The 18,725-nt window shown below is 60.9% G+C and carries 14 protein-coding genes, 1 tRNA gene and 1 pseudogene; 12 read left to right on the forward strand and 4 right to left on the reverse strand.

From position 1 onward, the window contains the following. From ABDV68_RS01175 to ABDV68_RS01195, 5 genes and pseudogenes are all read left to right on the forward strand, one after another. Positions 1 to 392, forward strand: a pseudogene (locus tag ABDV68_RS01175) (hypothetical protein); the annotation flags it as partial. 73 nt (positions 393 to 465) lie between these two features. Beyond that, positions 466 to 540, forward strand: a tRNA-Glu gene (locus tag ABDV68_RS01180). 164 nt (positions 541 to 704) lie between these two features. Continuing rightward, positions 705 to 1,937 (forward strand): integrase arm-type DNA-binding domain-containing protein, encoded by a 1,233-nt coding sequence (locus ABDV68_RS01185; RefSeq protein WP_343517813.1) that lies wholly within the window; start codon positions 705 to 707, stop codon positions 1,935 to 1,937. A gap of 482 nt (positions 1,938 to 2,419) precedes the next feature. Further along, positions 2,420 to 3,448, forward strand: coding sequence for an adenine-specific methyltransferase EcoRI family protein (locus ABDV68_RS01190; protein ID WP_343517814.1), 1,029 nt, complete (start codon positions 2,420 to 2,422; stop codon positions 3,446 to 3,448). Next, positions 3,445 to 4,527, forward strand: coding sequence for a DUF262 domain-containing protein (locus ABDV68_RS01195; RefSeq protein ID WP_343517815.1), 1,083 nt, complete (start codon positions 3,445 to 3,447; stop codon positions 4,525 to 4,527). The genes ABDV68_RS01190 and ABDV68_RS01195 overlap by 4 nt, the downstream gene beginning before the upstream one ends. 85 nt (positions 4,528 to 4,612) lie before the next feature. Here ABDV68_RS01195 and ABDV68_RS01200 read toward each other — a convergent pair whose 3' ends face one another. After that, positions 4,613 to 4,816: an AlpA family phage regulatory protein gene (locus tag ABDV68_RS01200; protein WP_343517816.1), complete on the reverse strand. Its 204-nt coding sequence runs from the start codon at positions 4,814 to 4,816 to the stop codon at positions 4,613 to 4,615. Positions 4,817 to 5,081: 265 nt separating this feature from the next. Further along, the gene (locus ABDV68_RS01205; RefSeq protein ID WP_343517817.1) at positions 5,082 to 5,327 is read right to left on the reverse strand and encodes a hypothetical protein; all 246 of its coding nucleotides are present in this window, start codon (positions 5,325 to 5,327) and stop codon (positions 5,082 to 5,084) included. 17 nt (positions 5,328 to 5,344) lie between these two features. Here ABDV68_RS01205 and ABDV68_RS01210 point away from each other — a divergent pair, with 17 nt between their 5' ends. Both ABDV68_RS01210 and ABDV68_RS01215 read left to right on the forward strand, forming a co-directional pair. After that, positions 5,345 to 6,082, forward strand: a complete 738-nt coding sequence (locus ABDV68_RS01210) for a hypothetical protein (protein WP_343517818.1) — start codon at positions 5,345 to 5,347, stop codon at positions 6,080 to 6,082. An 86-nt stretch (positions 6,083 to 6,168) separates the two neighbouring features. Further along, on the forward strand, positions 6,169 to 6,378 hold the full coding sequence (locus tag ABDV68_RS01215; protein WP_343517819.1) for a sigma-70 region 4 domain-containing protein: 210 nt from the start codon (positions 6,169 to 6,171) through the stop codon (positions 6,376 to 6,378). Here ABDV68_RS01215 and ABDV68_RS01220 read toward each other — a convergent pair. Both ABDV68_RS01220 and traD read right to left on the reverse strand, forming a co-directional pair. Beyond that, positions 6,346 to 6,630 carry a conjugal transfer protein TraD gene (locus tag ABDV68_RS01220; RefSeq protein WP_343517820.1) on the reverse strand — a complete coding sequence of 95 codons (285 nt, stop codon included), beginning with the start codon at positions 6,628 to 6,630 and terminating at the stop codon, positions 6,346 to 6,348. The genes ABDV68_RS01215 and ABDV68_RS01220 overlap by 33 nt on opposite strands. A gap of 22 nt (positions 6,631 to 6,652) precedes the next feature. Next, positions 6,653 to 6,955: a conjugal transfer protein TraD gene (gene traD / locus ABDV68_RS01225; RefSeq protein WP_343517821.1), complete on the reverse strand. Its 303-nt coding sequence runs from the start codon at positions 6,953 to 6,955 to the stop codon at positions 6,653 to 6,655. A 172-nt stretch (positions 6,956 to 7,127) separates the two neighbouring features. Between traD and traA the strand changes: the two genes are divergently transcribed. From traA to ABDV68_RS01250, 5 genes are all read left to right on the forward strand, one after another. Continuing rightward, a complete protein-coding gene (gene traA, locus ABDV68_RS01230; RefSeq protein ID WP_343517822.1) occupies positions 7,128 to 9,944 on the forward strand; it encodes a Ti-type conjugative transfer relaxase TraA in 2,817 nt (938 codons plus the stop codon). A 235-nt stretch (positions 9,945 to 10,179) separates the two neighbouring features. Next, positions 10,180 to 10,980, forward strand: coding sequence for a DUF2026 family protein (locus tag ABDV68_RS01235; RefSeq protein ID WP_343517823.1), 801 nt, complete (start codon positions 10,180 to 10,182; stop codon positions 10,978 to 10,980). Positions 10,981 to 11,067: 87 nt separating this feature from the next. Further along, positions 11,068 to 14,403, forward strand: a complete 3,336-nt coding sequence (locus ABDV68_RS01240; protein WP_343517824.1) for an NERD domain-containing protein — start codon at positions 11,068 to 11,070, stop codon at positions 14,401 to 14,403. A gap of 135 nt (positions 14,404 to 14,538) precedes the next feature. Further along, positions 14,539 to 15,354 carry a Hachiman antiphage defense system protein HamA gene (locus ABDV68_RS01245; RefSeq protein ID WP_343517879.1) on the forward strand — a complete coding sequence of 272 codons (816 nt, stop codon included), beginning with the start codon at positions 14,539 to 14,541 and terminating at the stop codon, positions 15,352 to 15,354. Between the two features lie 46 nt (positions 15,355 to 15,400). Further along, positions 15,401 to 18,460 carry a DEAD/DEAH box helicase gene (locus ABDV68_RS01250; RefSeq protein ID WP_343517825.1) on the forward strand — a complete coding sequence of 1,020 codons (3,060 nt, stop codon included), beginning with the start codon at positions 15,401 to 15,403 and terminating at the stop codon, positions 18,458 to 18,460. Positions 18,461 to 18,725 lie beyond the last annotated feature (265 nt).

Here is an 18,725-nt window from a genome sequence, read left to right on the forward strand (position 1 = left end):
GCTCGACCGCGCTGCGCGGCGGGGACGGGAGCGATTCGCTCGCCGGCGGCAACGGCGCGGACACGCTCACCGGCGGCGCGGGCGCCGACTGGTTCACCTTCACCACCGCGCCGGGGGCCGGGCAGGCCGACACGATCCTCGACTTCGTCTCGGGAACCGACGGGCTGCGCTTCGACGATGCGGCGTTCGCGGGTCTCACCCCCGGCGCGCTGCCGGCGAACGCGTTCCATCTCGGCACCAGCGCGCAGGATGCCGACGACCGGCTGATCTACGACCAGGTGACCGGTTCGCTATGGTACGACGCCGACGGCAATGGCGGCGGCGCGGCCGCGCTGGTCGCCGTGCTCGGCGCGGGCACGGTGCTCGCCGCGAGCGACATCGGCGTGTTCTGAGCGGGGCGGCGCGCCGTGAAGAACGCCACTTGACCCGGTGGCGTGCTTTGCCTAGTCCGCGCGCTCGCTGCATGGCCCCTTCGTCTAGCGGTTAGGACGCGGCCCTTTCACGGCTGAAACACGGGTTCGATTCCCGTAGGGGTCACCAACAAGCCCTCCCAGAGGGTGCCAGAAGATGCCATAAATGGCTGTTTTCTGCGGATTTTCTGTGGTATAAGCATCCCAATCGGATCAGCTGGATACCACCAGATACCAGCATTTTGATGGTATGTTCGATGGTAGCTCGCCGGTCCCGGATCGGGAGATACCATCATGGCCCTCACCGCCCTCGCGATCAAGAGCGCCAAGAGTCGCGCCAAGCCCTACAAGCTCGCCGACAGCGACGGCCTTTATCTGCTGGTGACGCCCTCGGGCGGGCGCTGCTGGCGGATGAACTATCGCCATCTCGGCAAGCAGAAGACACTGGCGTTCGGCACCTGGCCCGACACGAGCCTTGCCGACGCCCGCGAGCGCCGCGACGCGGCGCGCAAGGTGCTGGCGCGGGGCGACGATCCGGCCGAGCAGATCAAGCTGGAGCGCATCGCAGCGACCGTGGCAGCGTCCAACAGCTTCAAGGCTGTCGCCGATGAATGGCTGACCAAGGCTGAGAAGGAAGGCCGTTCGGCTGTCACCATGAAGAAGCTGCGGTGGCTGCTGGACTTCATCAACGAGTCGATCGGCAAGCGCCCCATCGCCACGATCTCCGCGCAGGAGCTGCTGATCATGCTCCGCAAGATGGAGGGCAAAGGCAAATATGAGACGGCCAAGCGGCTGCGCAGCACATGCAGCCAAGTCTTCCGCTATGCTATCGCCACGGCCCGCGCCGAGCGCGACGTTGCCGCCGATCTACGCGGTGCGCTGATCGCCCCTAAACCGATCCACCGCGCCGCAATCACCAGCCCCAAGGAAGCAGGCGGCTTGCTCCGCGCCATCGAGGCGTTCGAAGGACATCCCAACACCAAAGTAGCACTTCGGCTGCTTCCCCATGTGTTTGTCCGCCCTGGCGAGCTGCGTCATGCCGAATGGAGCGACTTCGATTTCGACAAGGCGCTTTGGACGATCCCGCCGCACAAGACCAAGATGCGGCGGGCGCATACCATCCCCCTCTCCCGCCAAGCGCTCGCCATCCTAGAAACCATCGAACATGATGCGGACTATAGCCGCTTCCTGTTCCCCTCGCTGCGCTCGGTCGATCGGCCGATGTCCGAGAACACGATCAACGCGGCGCTGCGCCGCATGGGCTTCGCGCAGGACGAGATGACCGGTCACGGCTTCCGAGCCATGGCGGCAACGCTGCTCAACGAGATGGGGTTATGGCATCCCGACGCGATCGAGCGGCAGCTTGCCCACTGCGACAACAACGCGGTGCGCCGTGCATACACGCGCGGCGAATATTGGGACGAGCGCGTCAAGATGATGCAGCACTGGTCCGACCATCTCGACTTCCTCCGGGATGGCGCGAAGGTGCTCAAGGGCAAGTTTGGAAAAGCACGAAGGCGCCTGTAGTCGACCGGCCTAGGTCTTGAACTCGGCCGGTTGCAGCCTGGCAGCTTCCGGGGGCCAGATCGTGCGAAGCGGACATTGGCTCCGCGAGCCGCTAAGAGGCTACAAGTGGGCGTTCAGCTCACCTTTGCACGCTCCCATGTTATATAAATTTGTTCACCTGATCGAATCTCGCAACTGCGCCATACGGTTGCGAGGAACGCTGATAAAAGCGGACATGTGTGCCGTCCCGATTTGTGGAAGCAAACAGCCGGCGCCCCTACACCACAGCGTGTAAAGCGCATTCACAACCAGGAAGACATGCGCCTAATCAACGACTTAGCGTTGTCGCGGCTTCTGAACGGCTATGACGAGACGGTGCGCCGTCACCTGACATAGGGTTAGCCGGTCGCGGCGGTGATCCTTTCCTTGCCGCTGCCCATCAGGTGTGAGAGGAACAAACCGGAATTAAACATGGCTGGTTGCGACCAGCGACGGAGACCGGCGTGGCGAGTAAAAGCCTGAATAGTAATCTCGCAGACGCGAAGAAGGCCAAGGAAGACGAGTTCTACACCCAGTTGCCCGACATTGAGCGCGAACTGCGGCACTACAAGAAGCACTTTAAGGGCAAGGTTGTCTACTGCAACTGCGACGACCCCCGCGTCAGCAACTTCTTCCACTATTTCAGCTACTCGCTCGAGGAGTTAGGTCTCAAGCGCCTCATAGCTACCTGCTACAAAAATCAGGACGCCGACCTTTTCAGCCGCAACAATTCCGAGCAAGCGGTTTTCCTCGAATACAGCGGGGACAAGAACCGCAACATGGTGCCCGATCCTAGCGAGATCGGTGTTCAACCGCTTAAGGGCGACGGTGACTTTCGTAGCCCAGAAAGTATTGAACTGCTCAAGCAGGCGGACATCGTCGTCACCAATCCGCCGTTCTCGCTGTTCCGCGAGTTCGTCACCCTCCTGAACAAGCATGACAAGAAGTTCCTCCTCGTCGGCAACCAGAACGCCATCACCTACAAGGAGGTGTTCCGGCTCATCATGGAGAACAAGCTCTGGCTGGGGCATAACAACGGCGACATGAAGTTCAGGGTGCCGGACTCCTACCCGCCGCGCGAGACGCGCTACTGGGTAGACGAGGAGGGCAACCCGTGGCGCAGCTTGGGCAACGCCTGCTGGTTCACCAACCTCGACATCTCTAAGCGCCATGAGGACATGGTGCTCTACAAGACCTACACACCTGAGGAGTATCCGACCTACGCCAACTTCGACGGGATCGAGGTTGGCCGCACGGAGCACATACCCGCCGATTACAAAGGCGCGATGGGCGTGCCCATCACCTTCTTGGACAAATACAACCCCGACCAGTTCGAGATTATCGGCAACAGCCGTGAGCTAGGCGTGCCCATGTCCAGCATCGCCGAGAAGGGCAGCTTTGCACAGGGTGGGCCGCGTTTCTATCTTCCCAACGGGGATGGCACCTACCGGCGGATGTACGACCGGCTCGTGATTAGGAACAAGCGGCTATGAAGATCGAGTTGGAGCGGATCACGATCGGCGACCTGACGGCCGACTATGAGGACAACGCCGAGAATGGCGTGGTCGGCTTCGGCGGGCAGCTAGACATTCGTCCGCCCTACCAGCGCGAGTTCATCTACAAGGACAAGCAACGTGACGCCGTGATCGAGACGGTGTTCAAGGGCTTTCCCCTGAACGTCATGTATTGGGCGGTCCGCGAGGATGGGGGGTTCGAGGTCATCGACGGCCAACAGCGCACCATCTCCATCTGCCAGTACGTCAATGGCGAGTTCTCTTTCAAGGGCCGCTACTTCTACAATCTCCAGCCCGACGAGAAGGCTAAGGTCCTCGCCTACGAGTTGATGGTGTATCAGTGCAGCGGCACAGACAGCGAGAAGTTGGACTGGTTCCAGACCATCAACATCGCAGGCGTTCAGCTGACCAACCAGGAACTCCGCAACGCGGTGTATGCCGGATCGTGGGTCACTGACGCCAAGCGGTACTTCAGCAAGAACGGCTGCGCGGCATACGGCCTTGGCAGCAAATACATCAATGGCGAACTGAACCGGCAGGCCTACCTCGAAACGGCCATCGACTGGATCAACGACGCTGATGTCGAAGGCTACATGGCCAGGCATCAGCACGATCCGAACGCCAACGAGCTATGGCTCTATTTTCAGGCGGTGATTGCCTGGGTGCAGACGACGTTTCCGCACTACCGCAAGGAGATGAAGGGCGTTCCCTGGGGTGAACTCTACAACCAGTTCAAGAGCGTGCCCTACGACTCCAAGAAGCTGGAGGAGGAAGTCACGCGCCTGATGCTCGATGAGGACGTGGAGCGGAAGCGAGGTATCTACTCTTACCTGCTCGACGGCAAAGAGAAGCATCTGAGCATCCGTACGTTCAGCCCTGCGATGCGGCGTGAGGCGTACGAGCGCCAAAAGGGCATCTGCCCCGACTGCAAGAAGAATTATGAGATAGAAGGCATGGAGGCCGACCACATTACGCCTTGGCACGCAGGCGGCAAGACGACCGCTGCCAACTGTCAGATGCTCTGCTTGGAGGACAACCGCCGCAAGGGCGGTCGCTGAATGTCCGTAGTTAGTGCGCGAAGCCGCCTTCACTAGGCCGAGGTCTTAGCCGCGCTCTCGCCCCGGGAGAGCGCGGTAGCAGACATCATTCTGCGCTATCGCCTCGATAGGCCATCGGATCGGCGATCCAGCGGTTGATGGCGGACTCGTGCCAGCCGGCGCCGTGAATGCCGATCTTGACCTGCCGGGGAAAGGTGCCCTCACCCATCTTTCGATAGAGGGTTGTGCGGGAAAGCCCGGTGCGAGCGAGGACGGTCTTGAGACGAATAATCCTTTCGGTGTTGGACATGGGCTATACTTCCATACTCGGGTTTAGCGAAGCTCCCCGGGACAGGATCGATAGCGTTGGGACGAAGTGCAAGAGTGCCGAAAACGGTGCCGGTGTGCGGTGGCGGACTCTGGCGTCCCGTGGCGGCCCCTGTCGTCCGAGGGCGGTGAAAAGAAATTTTCCCATGTCGTCCCGGTACGAGCAAATCGACCGTGCCAGCACGGATTTGGCGCTATCCTCGCCGCCCCCGGGTGCCGACTCGCGAGCGGCACCGACGGAAGGCGAGTCAGCCCTTTGGCGGTTCAGGATTTTCCCGGCGCTGCAACTCGTTTTCGACCGCTTCGCGAATGAACAGCGCAACCCGCCGATTGCCCACCAGCGCTGCGATTCGGCTGATCGTCTCAGCCGATAGCCTGACCGTCGTCGGCTTCATTCCAAGCGGTGGGCGTCCCATCGCCTCTTGGCTATCGGCCATGTCTGCGAACTCCAAGCCAAACAGGTTGACGCAACCGTTTATTTGAATATACGACATCGTTTATTCGATAAACGGTGGCGTATATTGCTGCAAGGGCATCGAGCAAATCGGCCTGCGGCGATTCCGGCATCGCGAATCGCGCGGGAGCTACGGGATCGTGCCGCATCCGCTCCGTCGCATCCGCTTCATCCGCCCAGGATGCGGAACGGAAGGTGCATATGGTTGGCCCCACATCACGCCGCGCGCTGCTTAGCGCATTGACGGGCGTCCCGGTTGCCGCGCTTGCCGCCCCGGCCGCATCGACCTGGGCCGAGGGCTTGGCGAAGCTTCACGACCAGTATGCCAATCAACCGCCGGCCCTTGCTCGCACCAAGGCGGGGCGGAACCTCAGCCGCTTCCGCTATCATAACGCCGAGGGCTTCTTTCTCGGCATAGAGAAAGGGATTGTGCGGCATCCGACCGACAGGCTCTATCAGATCGGAATTGTGCTACAGCTCGGGCTGAGTTCACATCTGCTCGATGTTGGATTCGCCGATGCGTGGTGCGCCCGTCACATCGGCCTGAACATCGCCAGATCGCTCGCCTACGCCAATGCCACCGGCCTCGGCTTCGAAACAACCGACGTAGAACTGCTGGCGGCGATCCTCTCGCCGTACGGCAAGTGGCGCAATGCCAGTCCCCGCGACATCGCGCCGGACTTCCCGTTCTCCACCGAGGAACTCCGAATGCTGACACGCGCGCTGCTCGACCGCGTGTATCAGGTGACCGGTCATCCGCGCCCACGTGGATGGCAGCATCGCTTGACGCGATGAAGGGGGGCGCCATGGCTGCCCATGATGCGACGGCGAATCCGGCCCCCGCCCGTGAGGTAAGGGCGACAGCCGAGGAACTAGCACGGATGGAGGCAGCCCTGCTGGCGCTGCCGCGTCTCACCCGCGAAGTGTTTCTGGCCCACCGGATCGATGACCTCAGCTATGCCGAAATCGCCGAGGTCACCGGCCTCAGCGTGCGACAGATCGAACGCAGAATGGCCGATGCCCTCTACGGCCTCCACTCTGCGCTGCAGGGCCGACCGTTACGCCGCAGATGGTGGTGGGGCTGGCGGTGACGGTAAGATAGCCATCGCACCGCTTTTCGCTTCTGCTTCGGCTTCGAACGCGCGCTTTCCGCGTCGCGCCCACAGGGCAAGCGCATGATCGCGTTCTTCGCCTTGCAGCTTGCCCGCGATCGACAGGAACACGCCATAGAGCGTAGTGCGATCATCGCCGGTCAGTTCGACCAACCCTGCCTTCACGACCAGGCCGCCCAGCTCGATCAGATGCCGCGTGCGTTCCCGGCGCTTGACGACCCATTCGCGCATGTCGGTTCGTGCCTTCCTGGCTTCAAGCCGATGCGCCGCCGCCCTCGCGCTCCGCTCCGCCTTCCGGCTCCGCGCGAGCGCGGCGGCGAGGCTGGCGCGTGACGCGAAAGAAGGCTGCACCCGCCTTGCGCCAGCCCTCCTTTGTCGCGGCGTCCTTTGCATCCACCGCACTGATCAGCGCGCCCGCTAGCAGGTCGGCGTCGAGCGCATCGGCGCCGGTCGCCGTCACCAGCTCGCCGAACTGGCGTACACGGCGTTCTCTGAGTTGCTTCGCCTTGTCGGCGAGCGCCTTCAGTTCTGAATCGAAGTCACGGGGTTTGCGCATCACAGTCTCCATTACCGGGTGATGCGGGCATGATAGTAGAGCGACAGGCGCAATGCTGCAGAGTCGGCGGGACTGTCTGAAACGTCGCAGTCCCTCACAGGAGTTTTTCGTGTGAGGGCGCGCTTATACGTCGTGCCGACGTGCGCTTTCAGGTGTAACTGCTTTGATCGCTATGGCGATCTACCATTTCAGCGTGAAGGTCATCAGCCGTGCTGCCGGTCGCAGCGCCGTCGCCGCTGCTGCCTATCGTTCGGCCTCTCGGCTGCACGACGAGCGGCTCGACCGCCATCACGACTTCACCAACAAGTCAGGCGTCGTTCACTCGGAAGTGATGCTGCCGAACGGCTCGCCCGAGCATCTCGGTGATCGCGAAACGCTGTGGAACGCGGTCGAGGCCACCGAGCTGCGAAAGGATGCGCAGCTCTCCCGCGAGGTGGAGTTCGCCATTCCGCGTGAGCTGGACCAGGTCGAGGGCATCCGACTGGCGCGCAATTTCGTCGAACGGGAATTCGTCGAGCGCGGGATGATCGCCGATGTCAATGTGCATTGGGATGTCGGCGCCGATGGCGAGCCCAAGCCGCACGCGCATGTGATGCTCACCTTGCGCAATGTCGATGAGAGGGGGTTCGGCAAGAAGAACCGCGACTGGAACCGCACCGATCTTCTGGAGAAATGGCGCGAACGCTGGGCCGAGAACGTCAACAAGCGGCTGGCCGAGCTGGATATCGATGCGCGTGTCGATCATCGCTCCCTGGAAGCGCAGGGCATCGACCTTGAGCCGCAGCACAAGATTGGCCCCGCCGCCGCCCGGATGGCGGAACAGGGGCTCGCCTCCGAGCGGCTGGAAGAACATCACGCCATCGCGCGCGCCAATGGCGAGAAGCTGTTGGCGAACCCGGCGCTGGCGTTCGATGCGATCACCCGCACCCAGGCGACATTCACCACGCGTGATCTGGCGATGCTCGTGCACCGACATAGCGAGGGGAAAGAGCAGTTCGACCGGGTGATGGCAGCGGTACGCGCGTCGCCCGAGCTGGTAGCGCTAGGCAAGGATGGGCGCGGCCATGATCGCTTCACCAGCCGCGACATGATCGAGACCGAGAAGCGGCTCGAGCGCGCCACTGTCCGGCTGGAGGCGGCGCGGCGACACGGCATGGCTGAGCAGCATCGCAAACTCGCGCTCGCGCGTGCGGAGATGCGCGGGCTGGTGCTGTCGAGCGAGCAGCGCAGCGCCTTCGACCATATCACCAAAAGCCAAGGGCTTGGTGTGGTCATCGGCTATGCCGGGACAGGCAAGTCGGCCATGCTGAGCGTTGCGCGCGAGGCCTGGGAGAGCGCAGGCTATTCGGTTCGCGGCGTGGCGCTATCCGGCATTGCCGCCGAGAATCTGGAGGGTGGTTCGGGAATCGCGTCGCGCACCATCGCCAGCATGGAGCATCAATGGGCGCAGGGTCGCGAGCTGCCGTCGGACCGCGACGTGCTGGTGATCGACGAGGCTGGCATGATCGGCTCGCGCCAGATGGAGCGCGTGCTTACCGAAGCCGAGAAGCGCGGCGCCAAAGTCGTGCTGGTCGGCGACCCCGAGCAGCTTCAGGCGATCGAAGCAGGCGCCGCGTTCCGCGCGACTGCCGAGCGGCATGGCAGTATCGAGATCACCGAGATCCGCCGCCAGCGCGAGGATTGGCAGCGCGACGCCACGCGCTACCTCGCGACCGAGCGGACAGCACAAGCGATCAGCGCCTATAGCCGGCACGACCGCATCCATGTTGCCGGTACGCGTGAAGCCGCACGTGCTGACCTGATCGACAGCTGGGATCGGGATCGTTTGCAGGCGCCCGGCGCCTCGCGGATCATCCTCACACACACCAACGACGAGGTGCGGGACCTGAATACCGCCGCACGCGACAGGCTGCGCGCCAACGGCGAGCTCGGCGAGGATGTGATGATCTCGACCGAGCGGGGGCAGCGTGAATTCGCGCCCGGAGACCGGGTGATGTTCCTGCGCAATGAGCGCAGTCTGGGCGTCAAGAACGGTACGCTTGCACAGGTACTGTCGGTCACTCAGGCGCGTATGGCGGTGCTGCTCGACGACGGGCGCTCGATCGCGTTCGATGTCAAGGATTACGCGAACGTCGATCACGGGTACGCCGCCACGGTGCACAAGGCGCAAGGTGTGACAGTCGATCGCGTCCATGTGCTGGCGACGCCAGGGCTCGATCGTCATGCCGCTTACGTAGCGTTGTCACGCCACCGCGACAGCGTCGATCTCCACTATGGTCGCGACGATTTTGCCGACGGACATGCGTTGACCCGGACACTGTCGCGCGAGCGCGGCAAGGACATGGCGTCGGACTATCTGGCCACCGAGCCAGCGCAGCAGCGGCCGGCACCCCACGACCGGTTCGCGGGTTTGAAGCTGCGCGTGACACCCGATGCTCCGGAGTTGAGCCCATTCGAGCGGGCGGTGGTGCGCGTTGCACGCTCGGTCGCCGACATCGTGCGCGTACGGACGGAAGGATATGCGGAGCTTCCGCATCAGCGTGCCGCCCTCGACAAGGCTGTTGCTGAAATGGAGGCGCTGCGCCCTGGTGTTAAGCGCGACCTTCAGAACGTATTCAACGCCGATCGCACGACGATCGATGAGGCTGCGAGCGGGCGGCCGCAACGGACGATCCGGGCTGTGATGCTGGAGGCCGAGATGCGGGCCGACCCGGCCAGGCGCGCCGACCAGTTCGTTGCGCGCTGGAGCAAGCTGCAGAAGCAGTCTGACCGCGCCTATGCGGTGGGCGACATGGCGGGCCGCAAAGCCATCCAAAGCGAGATGGCGGGAATGGCGAAGAGCCTCGAACGAGACCCACAGATGGAATCGATCCTCGCAGGCCGTAAGGCGCAGCTCGGGATCACGATCGACACCGGTCGCCGGCTTGGAGCGGAACTGGCGTTCAATCACGGAATCGACTTCGGGCGAGGACGTGGGCTTGGGCGCTAAAGTGGTGTCCGCTTTGCGCCCTAAGTCCGGGCCTTCAGCATCGCTGATACGCTTTCCAAAAGCAGACGCTTGTTCAGGGAAATTTCCCGAGCGCTCAAACCGCCGGGGTGTGCACGGCGCGTCGCTGCTCATACAATCCCAGCGCTGTCAGATTAACCGACGGCGGCGAAGTTCGGAACCACGCAGCAGTTTTCCGGCACGACGACAGGGGCACCTCCTTCAGCAATGCCTCGCAATGCTGCTCGTGCACGGCGCATTTGCAGCGGATGTGCAACGATGGCAGCCAGAACTATGCGACCTGCGCCTACCGCCCGTGGGTTTGCGGCTCGCCCTCCTCCTAACCTTGCGATTCCGTGTGCAATTGAGAAACTCTATCGATCCAACCGATCCGTCACCGCAGGTTCAAATGAAGAAGTTCCTCCTCACCCTCGGCGAATATAACCGCATCCATCAGGTGGCGCGTGGCGTGATCGAGGGTGTCGGCACCGCCGAGCGGTCCTGCATCTTCTTCGCCGTCTTCGGGGCCTATATTCTGGAGACGAAATACAAAATCCCGGCGACGGCGGTGGCCGGTAATCTCGCGCTCTGTGTCAGTAACGAACCGAAGATCGCCTTTTTCGGCCGTGACGAAGGCGGCCGGATCATCGCGGACTCCGACGGCTTCCACATGTGGGTCCAGACCGAGACCCATATCATCGACTTCATGGCCCCGATCTTCCCGAAGTCATTTGCAGGCCTGCTGGGCGATACGGCCCTCCCGCGCAAGATGCTGCAACGACCGATCGCGAGCGAGGCGGACGATCTGGACAGCCTGCACGTCACCGGTGATTTCATCACTCTACCGAGCCGTGAACTCACTCACGAGCTGCTCGAAAGATTCGGCAAGCGTGCGGCCAATTCTGATCTGATCCATGTCGCCGAAACTTGGTTCGGCACACCAAAGGGCAAGCAGCTACCCACCTTCGCGATGATCAACGATCTCGGCGAAGTGACCAATCTCAAGTTGCCCACGAACGTGGCGACGGGCTCTTGGTAATGGCTGGCGATAGGAATAGTTATGCAAAATATTGTTTTGCGTCCTTTTGTCCAAGAATGATTGGGCCAAAATGCTAGTCATATTCTTATGACAAAAACCCGCGCGACGGCACATATTCGCGTCTTTTATGGCGCAGCGATCGATAACCGCACAGAACGCGATTTTCTGCGGCGTCTGCGACGCCATCTTGAATCTAACGGCGAAAACGCTGTCATCTTCGCGAATTTCGAAGTCGGCACCGACAACCGTCAGGTTGATTTCGTCATCTGCACCGAACGCCGGTGCGTGGTGGTCGAAGTAAAAGGCTTTCGAGCTGCTGTCGAAGGCTCCGAGAATGGCGAGTGGCATCTTGTAGACGGTGGGATACGGCGACCGGTCGGCTATCCCTACTCCCAGGCGCTGAATAACAGATTTGCCGTGTCCGACCTCTTGCGGAAGTTGCCTGATTTTGTCGGAGACACGCGCGCCGCCGTATCGGGATTCCTGTGCATTTTCCCCGAGGCTCCGGCGGATTCGTCCTTGCCCGCTTCCAATCACAAACTTGGGATTGGGGGCTTTGACGCACTGGCCTCCCACCTAAGGTCTGCTGCCAGCGTTCGACTTCCGCTAGAGACATGGGCTGACATTGCCGATCGATTGAGGCTGACTGCCGAGGGCCTGCTTGCCACTGCCGATGACCGGAAGGCCGTCGGCGAATATCTTTCGAACTGCCTTCAACTCGCAACGCTCAACATCGGCCCGCATGTCGAGGCGGAAATCCGTCTGGATGAGCAAATTTGTCCGCTGCCGCCCCTCTTGCCGCTCGTTGAACAGGGCAACCATGTGCATCTGGTTGGCCCGTCCGGTGTTGGGAAAAGCCACCTTAATGCCAGGCTAATTGTTGAAGCCGCGCGCAGTGGCGTCATTCCAATTCCGATTGCTGCCCGCGATTTCGACAAATCATTACTGTTGTTGCTGCAACAAGCCGTCGCGCGGTCTACTACCGTCCCGTTTCTCAAGCTGATGCGTTCGGCGGCGAGAGCCGGATCACGCGTGTTGATCTGCGTCGATGCGCTCAACGAGTGCCCCGCCGGTCGACGACCGGCTTTGCTGGCCGCTTTGCAGACTGCGTCGCTGCGGTACGGGGTTGGACTCTTCATGACGGGTCAGCAACTTCCCGACCTGCCAGCGAGCCTGCAAGGGGTCGTGTTCGAACTTGTCCAACCCACTGACGTTCGGCGACGGCTGATCACCGAGGCCCACATCGGTCGGCCTCTGACAGAAACCGAAGCCTCGATTTTGGAAGTCGTCAGCAGCGCTCAAGACGCGACCGTACTGGCAGAAACCCTTGCAAAGGGCGGCAAGGTCGATGGACGATTTCAACTTTATAATGCCTTCACTCTCGGTCGGCTGCCCGATAGCCGGCACCGGACGGAGCTGCATGCTGGCCTTGCCCGCATGGCACATGACATGCGGGCTGAATATACAACTCAACTGCCAGCGCATGTCGCCGCACGCCTGCTGGATCGAACATCGGGCGTCACCATATCGGGAAAGGCATTGGCCGAGGAAGCCGAACGCTCTTCCATCCTGATCACGAGCGGCGGCCTTGTCAGGTTTCGCCATGACCTGATCGCCGATTATTTCGCGGCGGATCATCTCATCCGGCACGCAGAGGATGCGGCAGATTTGGTGCGATTGGCCGAGCGCCCCATAAATGCGGAACTGCGGGAATTTATTCTGGGCGGAGCAAGCCTTTCGAGCGAAACAGCCCTTCTGCTCGACAATAGGATCGCATCGACGATGATCGACGCGGCCCTTTATGGTCGCTGCGGCTGCGTCGCCCGCAGACTTATTCAGGAGCGCTGCCGGGACGTTATCGATAAGATCAAGGCTGCCTACAGCCTGTCGATTTTCACGCTTCCCCTGGACGGGCAGGAAACGCCGCATCGCGCCGAGTTCACGCTTCCCGAGACATTCGATTTAACTGAGCCCGAATTGATGGCGGCACATGCGCTTTCAACGGCGGTCAACGCCGGGCTCTATGATGCGGTGATGTCCATGATCGCTGATGTGGACGAGCATCTATGGGCGGAGGCGCGCCGCCTTCGCGCGGAAAACCCGGACCTCAAACGGAACATGCCGGGAATGGTCTTTGGGGCTGTGTATGGCGTGATGTTTCATCCGAAGGGTGGCGCGCTCCTGCGGTCGCTCCTCGATAACATCACGAACAGCCGGATCGGCGGCGGGCACCCCGTCACCAGTATCGATCTGAATGCGGAGCTGGACACCTTCGAGTTCCTCACACCGGGGCAAATCTTTTTGCTGCTCTCGATGCACCGGGCGAGCCTTGACCGGCATATCGCGCTGCCGTCGAGGATGGTGGAGTTGATCCCGCATGTCTGGAAGCTGGGCATCTATCATTTGAGACTACAACTTCTCGATATCATCCATTTCGGAGGCCGCTCCGCCCCGGATGACCAGAGGTCGGCGATCTACGACGTTCTGGTGGGCTATCTCTCGGAAAATGCCTGGATGAACACAATCTTGGTCGATGCCATCGCCGCGGTTGGCGAGTTGGAGCTTGGACTGTCCGTTGAGTCTATCGTCGAAGAACTAGAGGACATCGCCGCACAGGAACCGACGAAGGAAGTCGCCGATCGCGCCCGATCGGCTTATAGCTCGACCTACGATCATCCGGCAGAGGACAAGTTCTGCGAGGCGTTTTTCGAGAAGATCTCGCCGGAGACGAAAACCGCCATTCTGATCCGCGCTATCGCTGACCCTGGCGCAGATTCCATGACCCTCGAATTTGCCATTCGTGACTTGGGCCGTGCGTCGTCGGAGCTGGCAATTCCCTTCCTGCATCCGTTCAGTTTTGCGCCGATGACGGAGACTGTCTCAACCCAGTCTGCCGTCGCGGTCTTTTGCGAAGCGATCGGACAGCTCGCCCGCCTACAGGCCCCATTGCAGCAAATTGAGGATGACGCGGCCAGTGCCGCGCTCCGCGCCTGGCACGGGTCTCGATCGCTGCTCTATGCCCTGAATATGCCGGTCATGCCCGGCCAAGCGCAGATCGACGCCCTTTGGGCTGAATTCCGGTTGGCAGACGATGGCGCCGCAATGGATGTCGTTTTTCGCCTGGTCAAAGAGTCGAGATATCTCGGTGGCGACGCCAGTGTCGATTTTCTGGGCAAATGCGCCGACGGACTGCGCTCGCTTGCATTGGCCGTCATCGGCCCGGATTACGCACCCCAGTCGATTTTCAAGCACGAGGCCGGACGCGACCTCGCCAAGCGCCATCGGCAGTTCGCCTTCCACTGCCTGGAGCATGTTGGGCGCTCGACCGACAAGGCTCTGATCGAGGTGTGGCGGGATGACAGCGAACTAGGCCGCGCATCCGTATCGACGCTGCGCGCGATCGAAACGCGTCAGCCAACGTGAGAAAATCCGGACATGGTCTTGAAACTCCGACGCAATTTTTGTGGCCGTATGCGATCTATTCCCTCGTGGTCAGCCACGGAGCCGCTATATAATATCTGGTCATGACATGGCATGTAATTTTGAGGTTTGAAGGAAGTGGCTGCGCCGCCGCACATAGGTTGGATCAAGGACACCGGTGAACGTCGTCAGACGGCATGCGGGCAAGAAATCCAAATCTGGGAACTCGATCCCGTTGACGACCAAGCCGTCCTCTCGGCGTGGGCAGCACATTTCCGTCATCATTACTGCGCTGACGCCGATCTTCCGGCATTGGTGGACGGCACGGGCAAGAGCAAGGCCGAGTTTCTCAATACGATACTGTTCCCCGATGCGAAGGTGGCACCCGGCCCGAGCCTTCGGTCAGGTGACTTTGGCGAGATACTGGTCGCCGATTTCATCGAGTTCATATTGGGATACTGGTGCCCTCGGGAGCTTCGGTATCAGGATCGCTGGAACCGACAGGACTCGACCAAGGGCTGTGACATCGTCGGCTTCAAATTTGTGAATAACCAAGCCGAAAACGCGAACGACGAGCTTTACATCTTCGAGTCAAAGTCCGGGCTGTCAGCGACAAAAAGCAACCGGCTTCAAGACGCGGTCACGGACTCGATGAAGGACCACCTTCGTGAAGCCATGACGCTGAATGCGATGAAGCAGCGTCTTCTGGTGCGCGGGGAGACCGCGCAGGTTGAAGCGGTCCAGCGGTTCCAGAACGAAACCGAGCGTCCTTTCCGTCGGATCAACGGGGCAGCCGCTGTATTGGACATCGATGTCCTCGCCACCACGAAGCTGGAGGAAACCGACACGACCGGGCACAAAAACGCGGCAAACCTGCGGCTGCTCGTCATCAAGGGACCCTCTTTGATGCAGCTTGTCCAAGCCCTTTACGAAAGGGCGGCCAATGAAGCCTAGAGCAACTGCGACCAGGGTGCTTTCCACCACGCGGGCGCGGGCGAAAATGCACGAGTTCCGCGTCGCCCCCGAGGATTTCATTGAGCTATACCGGGACCCCTCGACGCTATTCGATCTGGCAGTTGGCATCCTCGGTGACGTGGCCGCCGTCACCGCAGATCAATTTCGCGAAGCCGACGGCCTGGAAGGGTTCAATCCGGATGTCGAGCCGGTGAGCTGGGACGGCGAAGAGCTTTCCGTATCAGAAGGTCTTCGCTTCGCTTCAACCTTCTTCGACGCCTACCTCAACGCCAGGCTCGACGAGACCATTTCGGTCGAATTCTCGCTGCTTTGCGCAAGCGCCTATTATCTCAACAACAGCGTCGGTAACGCGACTGTCATCGTCAAAAAGATGGATGCACCACCGCCGGACTTTGCCGCCGGGTTGGCTCGCCTGGTCTACAAGATTTTGCTCAACGACTTTTCGCCGATCGACGCGGGCTCCGATCGGGTGAATGCCGTCCTCGCCGGCATGAACGGTTTCATGACCTTCGCATCAGGCGTACCAGAGGTGTCTGCCGCCTGCGACGCGCTCCGGGAAGTCGCTTATCAAAACGGCTCGCCCCGCGAGCTGCTCTACGCGGATTTGGCAGCCGCAGCTTGTGCAACCAAGCTCCGAAACGCGTCACGCACGATCCTTCCTGAAGCGTCGGGTCTCGATGCCGCCGCGTGGCAACCCGCGCTCGGAAAATCTCATTTCCCGATCGAACTGTGGCCTGCTCAACAACGAATAGCATCCGCTGGCCTGCTGCAAGGCCGCTCCGCCGTCATTCAAATGCCGACGAGCGCGGGTAAAACCCGTGCAACAGAATTGATCATCCGCTCGGCCTTTTTGTCGCAACGGGCGTCGTTGGCCGTGATCGTCGCCCCCTATCGCTCGCTCTGTCACGACATCAGAGGCGATCTGGTGACGGCATTTGCCGGAGAACCCATCCGTCTGGACGAGGCTTCGGACTCTTTTCAATTCGATATCCAGCTAGAGCAAATTCTTGCGGTGAATACGGTCCTGATCGTGACGCCGGAGAAGCTGCTTTACATGCTGCGACGCGCGCCGGAGCTGGTCGATCGCATCGGCCTCGTCATCTACGACGAAGGCCATCAATTTGATGGTCTCACGCGCGGGCCGACGTATGAGCTTCTCCTTACGTCCCTGAAATTGACCCTGCCCGAGGCGACGCAGGTCATTTTGATTTCAGCCGTGATCGGGAATGCCAACACGGTTGCGGAATGGCTGGTTGGAGATCCGGAAGCCGTCATCGATGGCGCAGGCCTGCTCCCCACGTCGAAAAGCATAGCATTCGCGAGCTGGCAGGATGCCAGAGGACGCCTTGAATATGTAAGCCCGGCTGACCCCGAAGAAGGCGAATTCTGGGTTCCTCGCATCATTGACGACTTTCCCCTGAACCTTCGCGGGCGCGAACGGAATGTTCAACGGTTTCCTGCCAAAACGAAGGGCGGCGAAGTCGGCTTATTTCTCGGGCTCTATGTTGTCGGCAACGGCAGCGTCGCGGTCTTCTGCGGCAAGAAGGATAGCGTGACGACCGTCTGTCGGCGGGCCGTCGACATTTTTGATCGCGGGGCAAATTTGCCGAAGCCCGTAGATGTGTCGGACGCGGCGGAAGTCGAGAAACTCAGACGTCTGTCCGAAGCACATCTTGGACCCGATGCTGTGGCGACAAAAGCGGCGGTCCTCGGGATATTCGCCCATCACGCGGATACGCCCCAAGGCCTTCGGCTATCGATCGAGCATGCCATGAAGGTGGGTCTGGCCAAATTTGTGGTCTGCACCTCCACGCTTGCGCAGGGCGTCAATTTCCCTCTGAAGTACCTGATCGTCACCTCCACACGCCAAAGTGCGGAGAGCATCATGGTGCGCGACTTCCAAAACCTGATGGGTCGCGCGGGCCGCGCCGGAATGCACACCGAGGGAAGTGTGATCTTTGCAACCCCGTCGATATTCGATCAGCGCAACGACTATAGAAACCGGTGGCGCTGGAACGAGGCGAAGGAGCTGCTGGACGCCTCCAAGTCAGAACCGACGAGAAGCAGCATCCTCAACCTGTTCGACGATTACGAGCAGCGGCAGAAAGACGCGCCGCCGGTGGTCCAGCCAATTCAACCCCAATGGCTCGACCTGGCTTTCGCGGACCAGGCCCGGATCGAGGCGGTGGTGCAGGAAGCGCTCAACATACAACCGCTCATAAGCGCGACTGAATTTCGGAAATTTATCGAACGCCGGGCACGGGCGATCCAGGCCATCGCGGCTTTTCTCGTCGCGAATATGACATTTCTGGAAGAGGAAGGTCAGGATCGGGTTTCAGACCTCGCCTCGCACACGCTGGCCTATCACCTGGCACCCGAGGAGGTTCGCCCTGCCCTTGTCGATGTCTTCAAAATGATCGCTGACGCTATCGCCGCGAATACGGACGGCGACCAGCGAGCGGTGATCCGGAAGTCGCCGCTGCCGCCAGCGATCATCGCCGAGCTACAGGCTTGGCTTGCCGAGAATGCGGCGGAGCTTCGCGCGGCGATCGAGGCAGACCAGTTACTGCAAGTGGCGGGCGAGAAGATCATATCCTGGAACTCGGCCCCCTCCATCCGATCGTTGTCCGACGATGGCTTTTTACCCGAGGCACTGGCGGATTGGGTCGCAGGCCGCCCCTTCTACCATATCCATGCGAAGATGGCGGCGCTGGGCATCCGGGTCAGCGGCGATCATGCAACCGTCGAGGACGCTGTCGCCCTCTGCGAGGGGGCCTTTGCCTATGACTTGGCGATGATCACCGCCTCTCTCTCCGACCTCGCCGAGCCGGTGGACGAAACCCTTTTCAACGGCTTCTCCAGGCTCCAGAAGCAAATCAAATACGGGCACAGCGATCCAGCTGCTATCGCCTTCATGGAGTCGGGTTTTGCCGACCGCGTGGTGGCGAACTTCCTGTCGTTTTTGTGGAACAATGTGCGTGACCGAGACGGGGTGCGCACAGCCTGTCGGCATGAGGCAATGCTTCCGGCACTGGCGGCCTATCCGTCGTATTTCTCATCGGTTGCGGCCGAGATTGCTGCGTAGGGTTTATGGCCTGCCGTCCCGTAAAGCTGCATCTCAAATGCGCCGGACCGTATGCGCCAAAACGTATTCAATCTTGGCCGGGATTGGGTCAGCAAACGAATGACAGCTTCATAAGGCTACCACGCCGTTGGCGGACAAGTCCGCATCCGGCCCAGATCTTGCCGGTGGACAATCTTCCACACTTCGTACTCCTCCTCCTGCTTATCAGCGGCGGCAGGTGCTCGTCCCATTCGACCGCACAAGGGCCGGCGAATTGATGGTATGT

Origin of the sequence: Sphingomonas sp. (genome assembly GCF_039595165.1) — a bacterium.
Taxonomy (GTDB): Bacteria; Pseudomonadota; Alphaproteobacteria; order Sphingomonadales; family Sphingomonadaceae; genus Sphingomonas.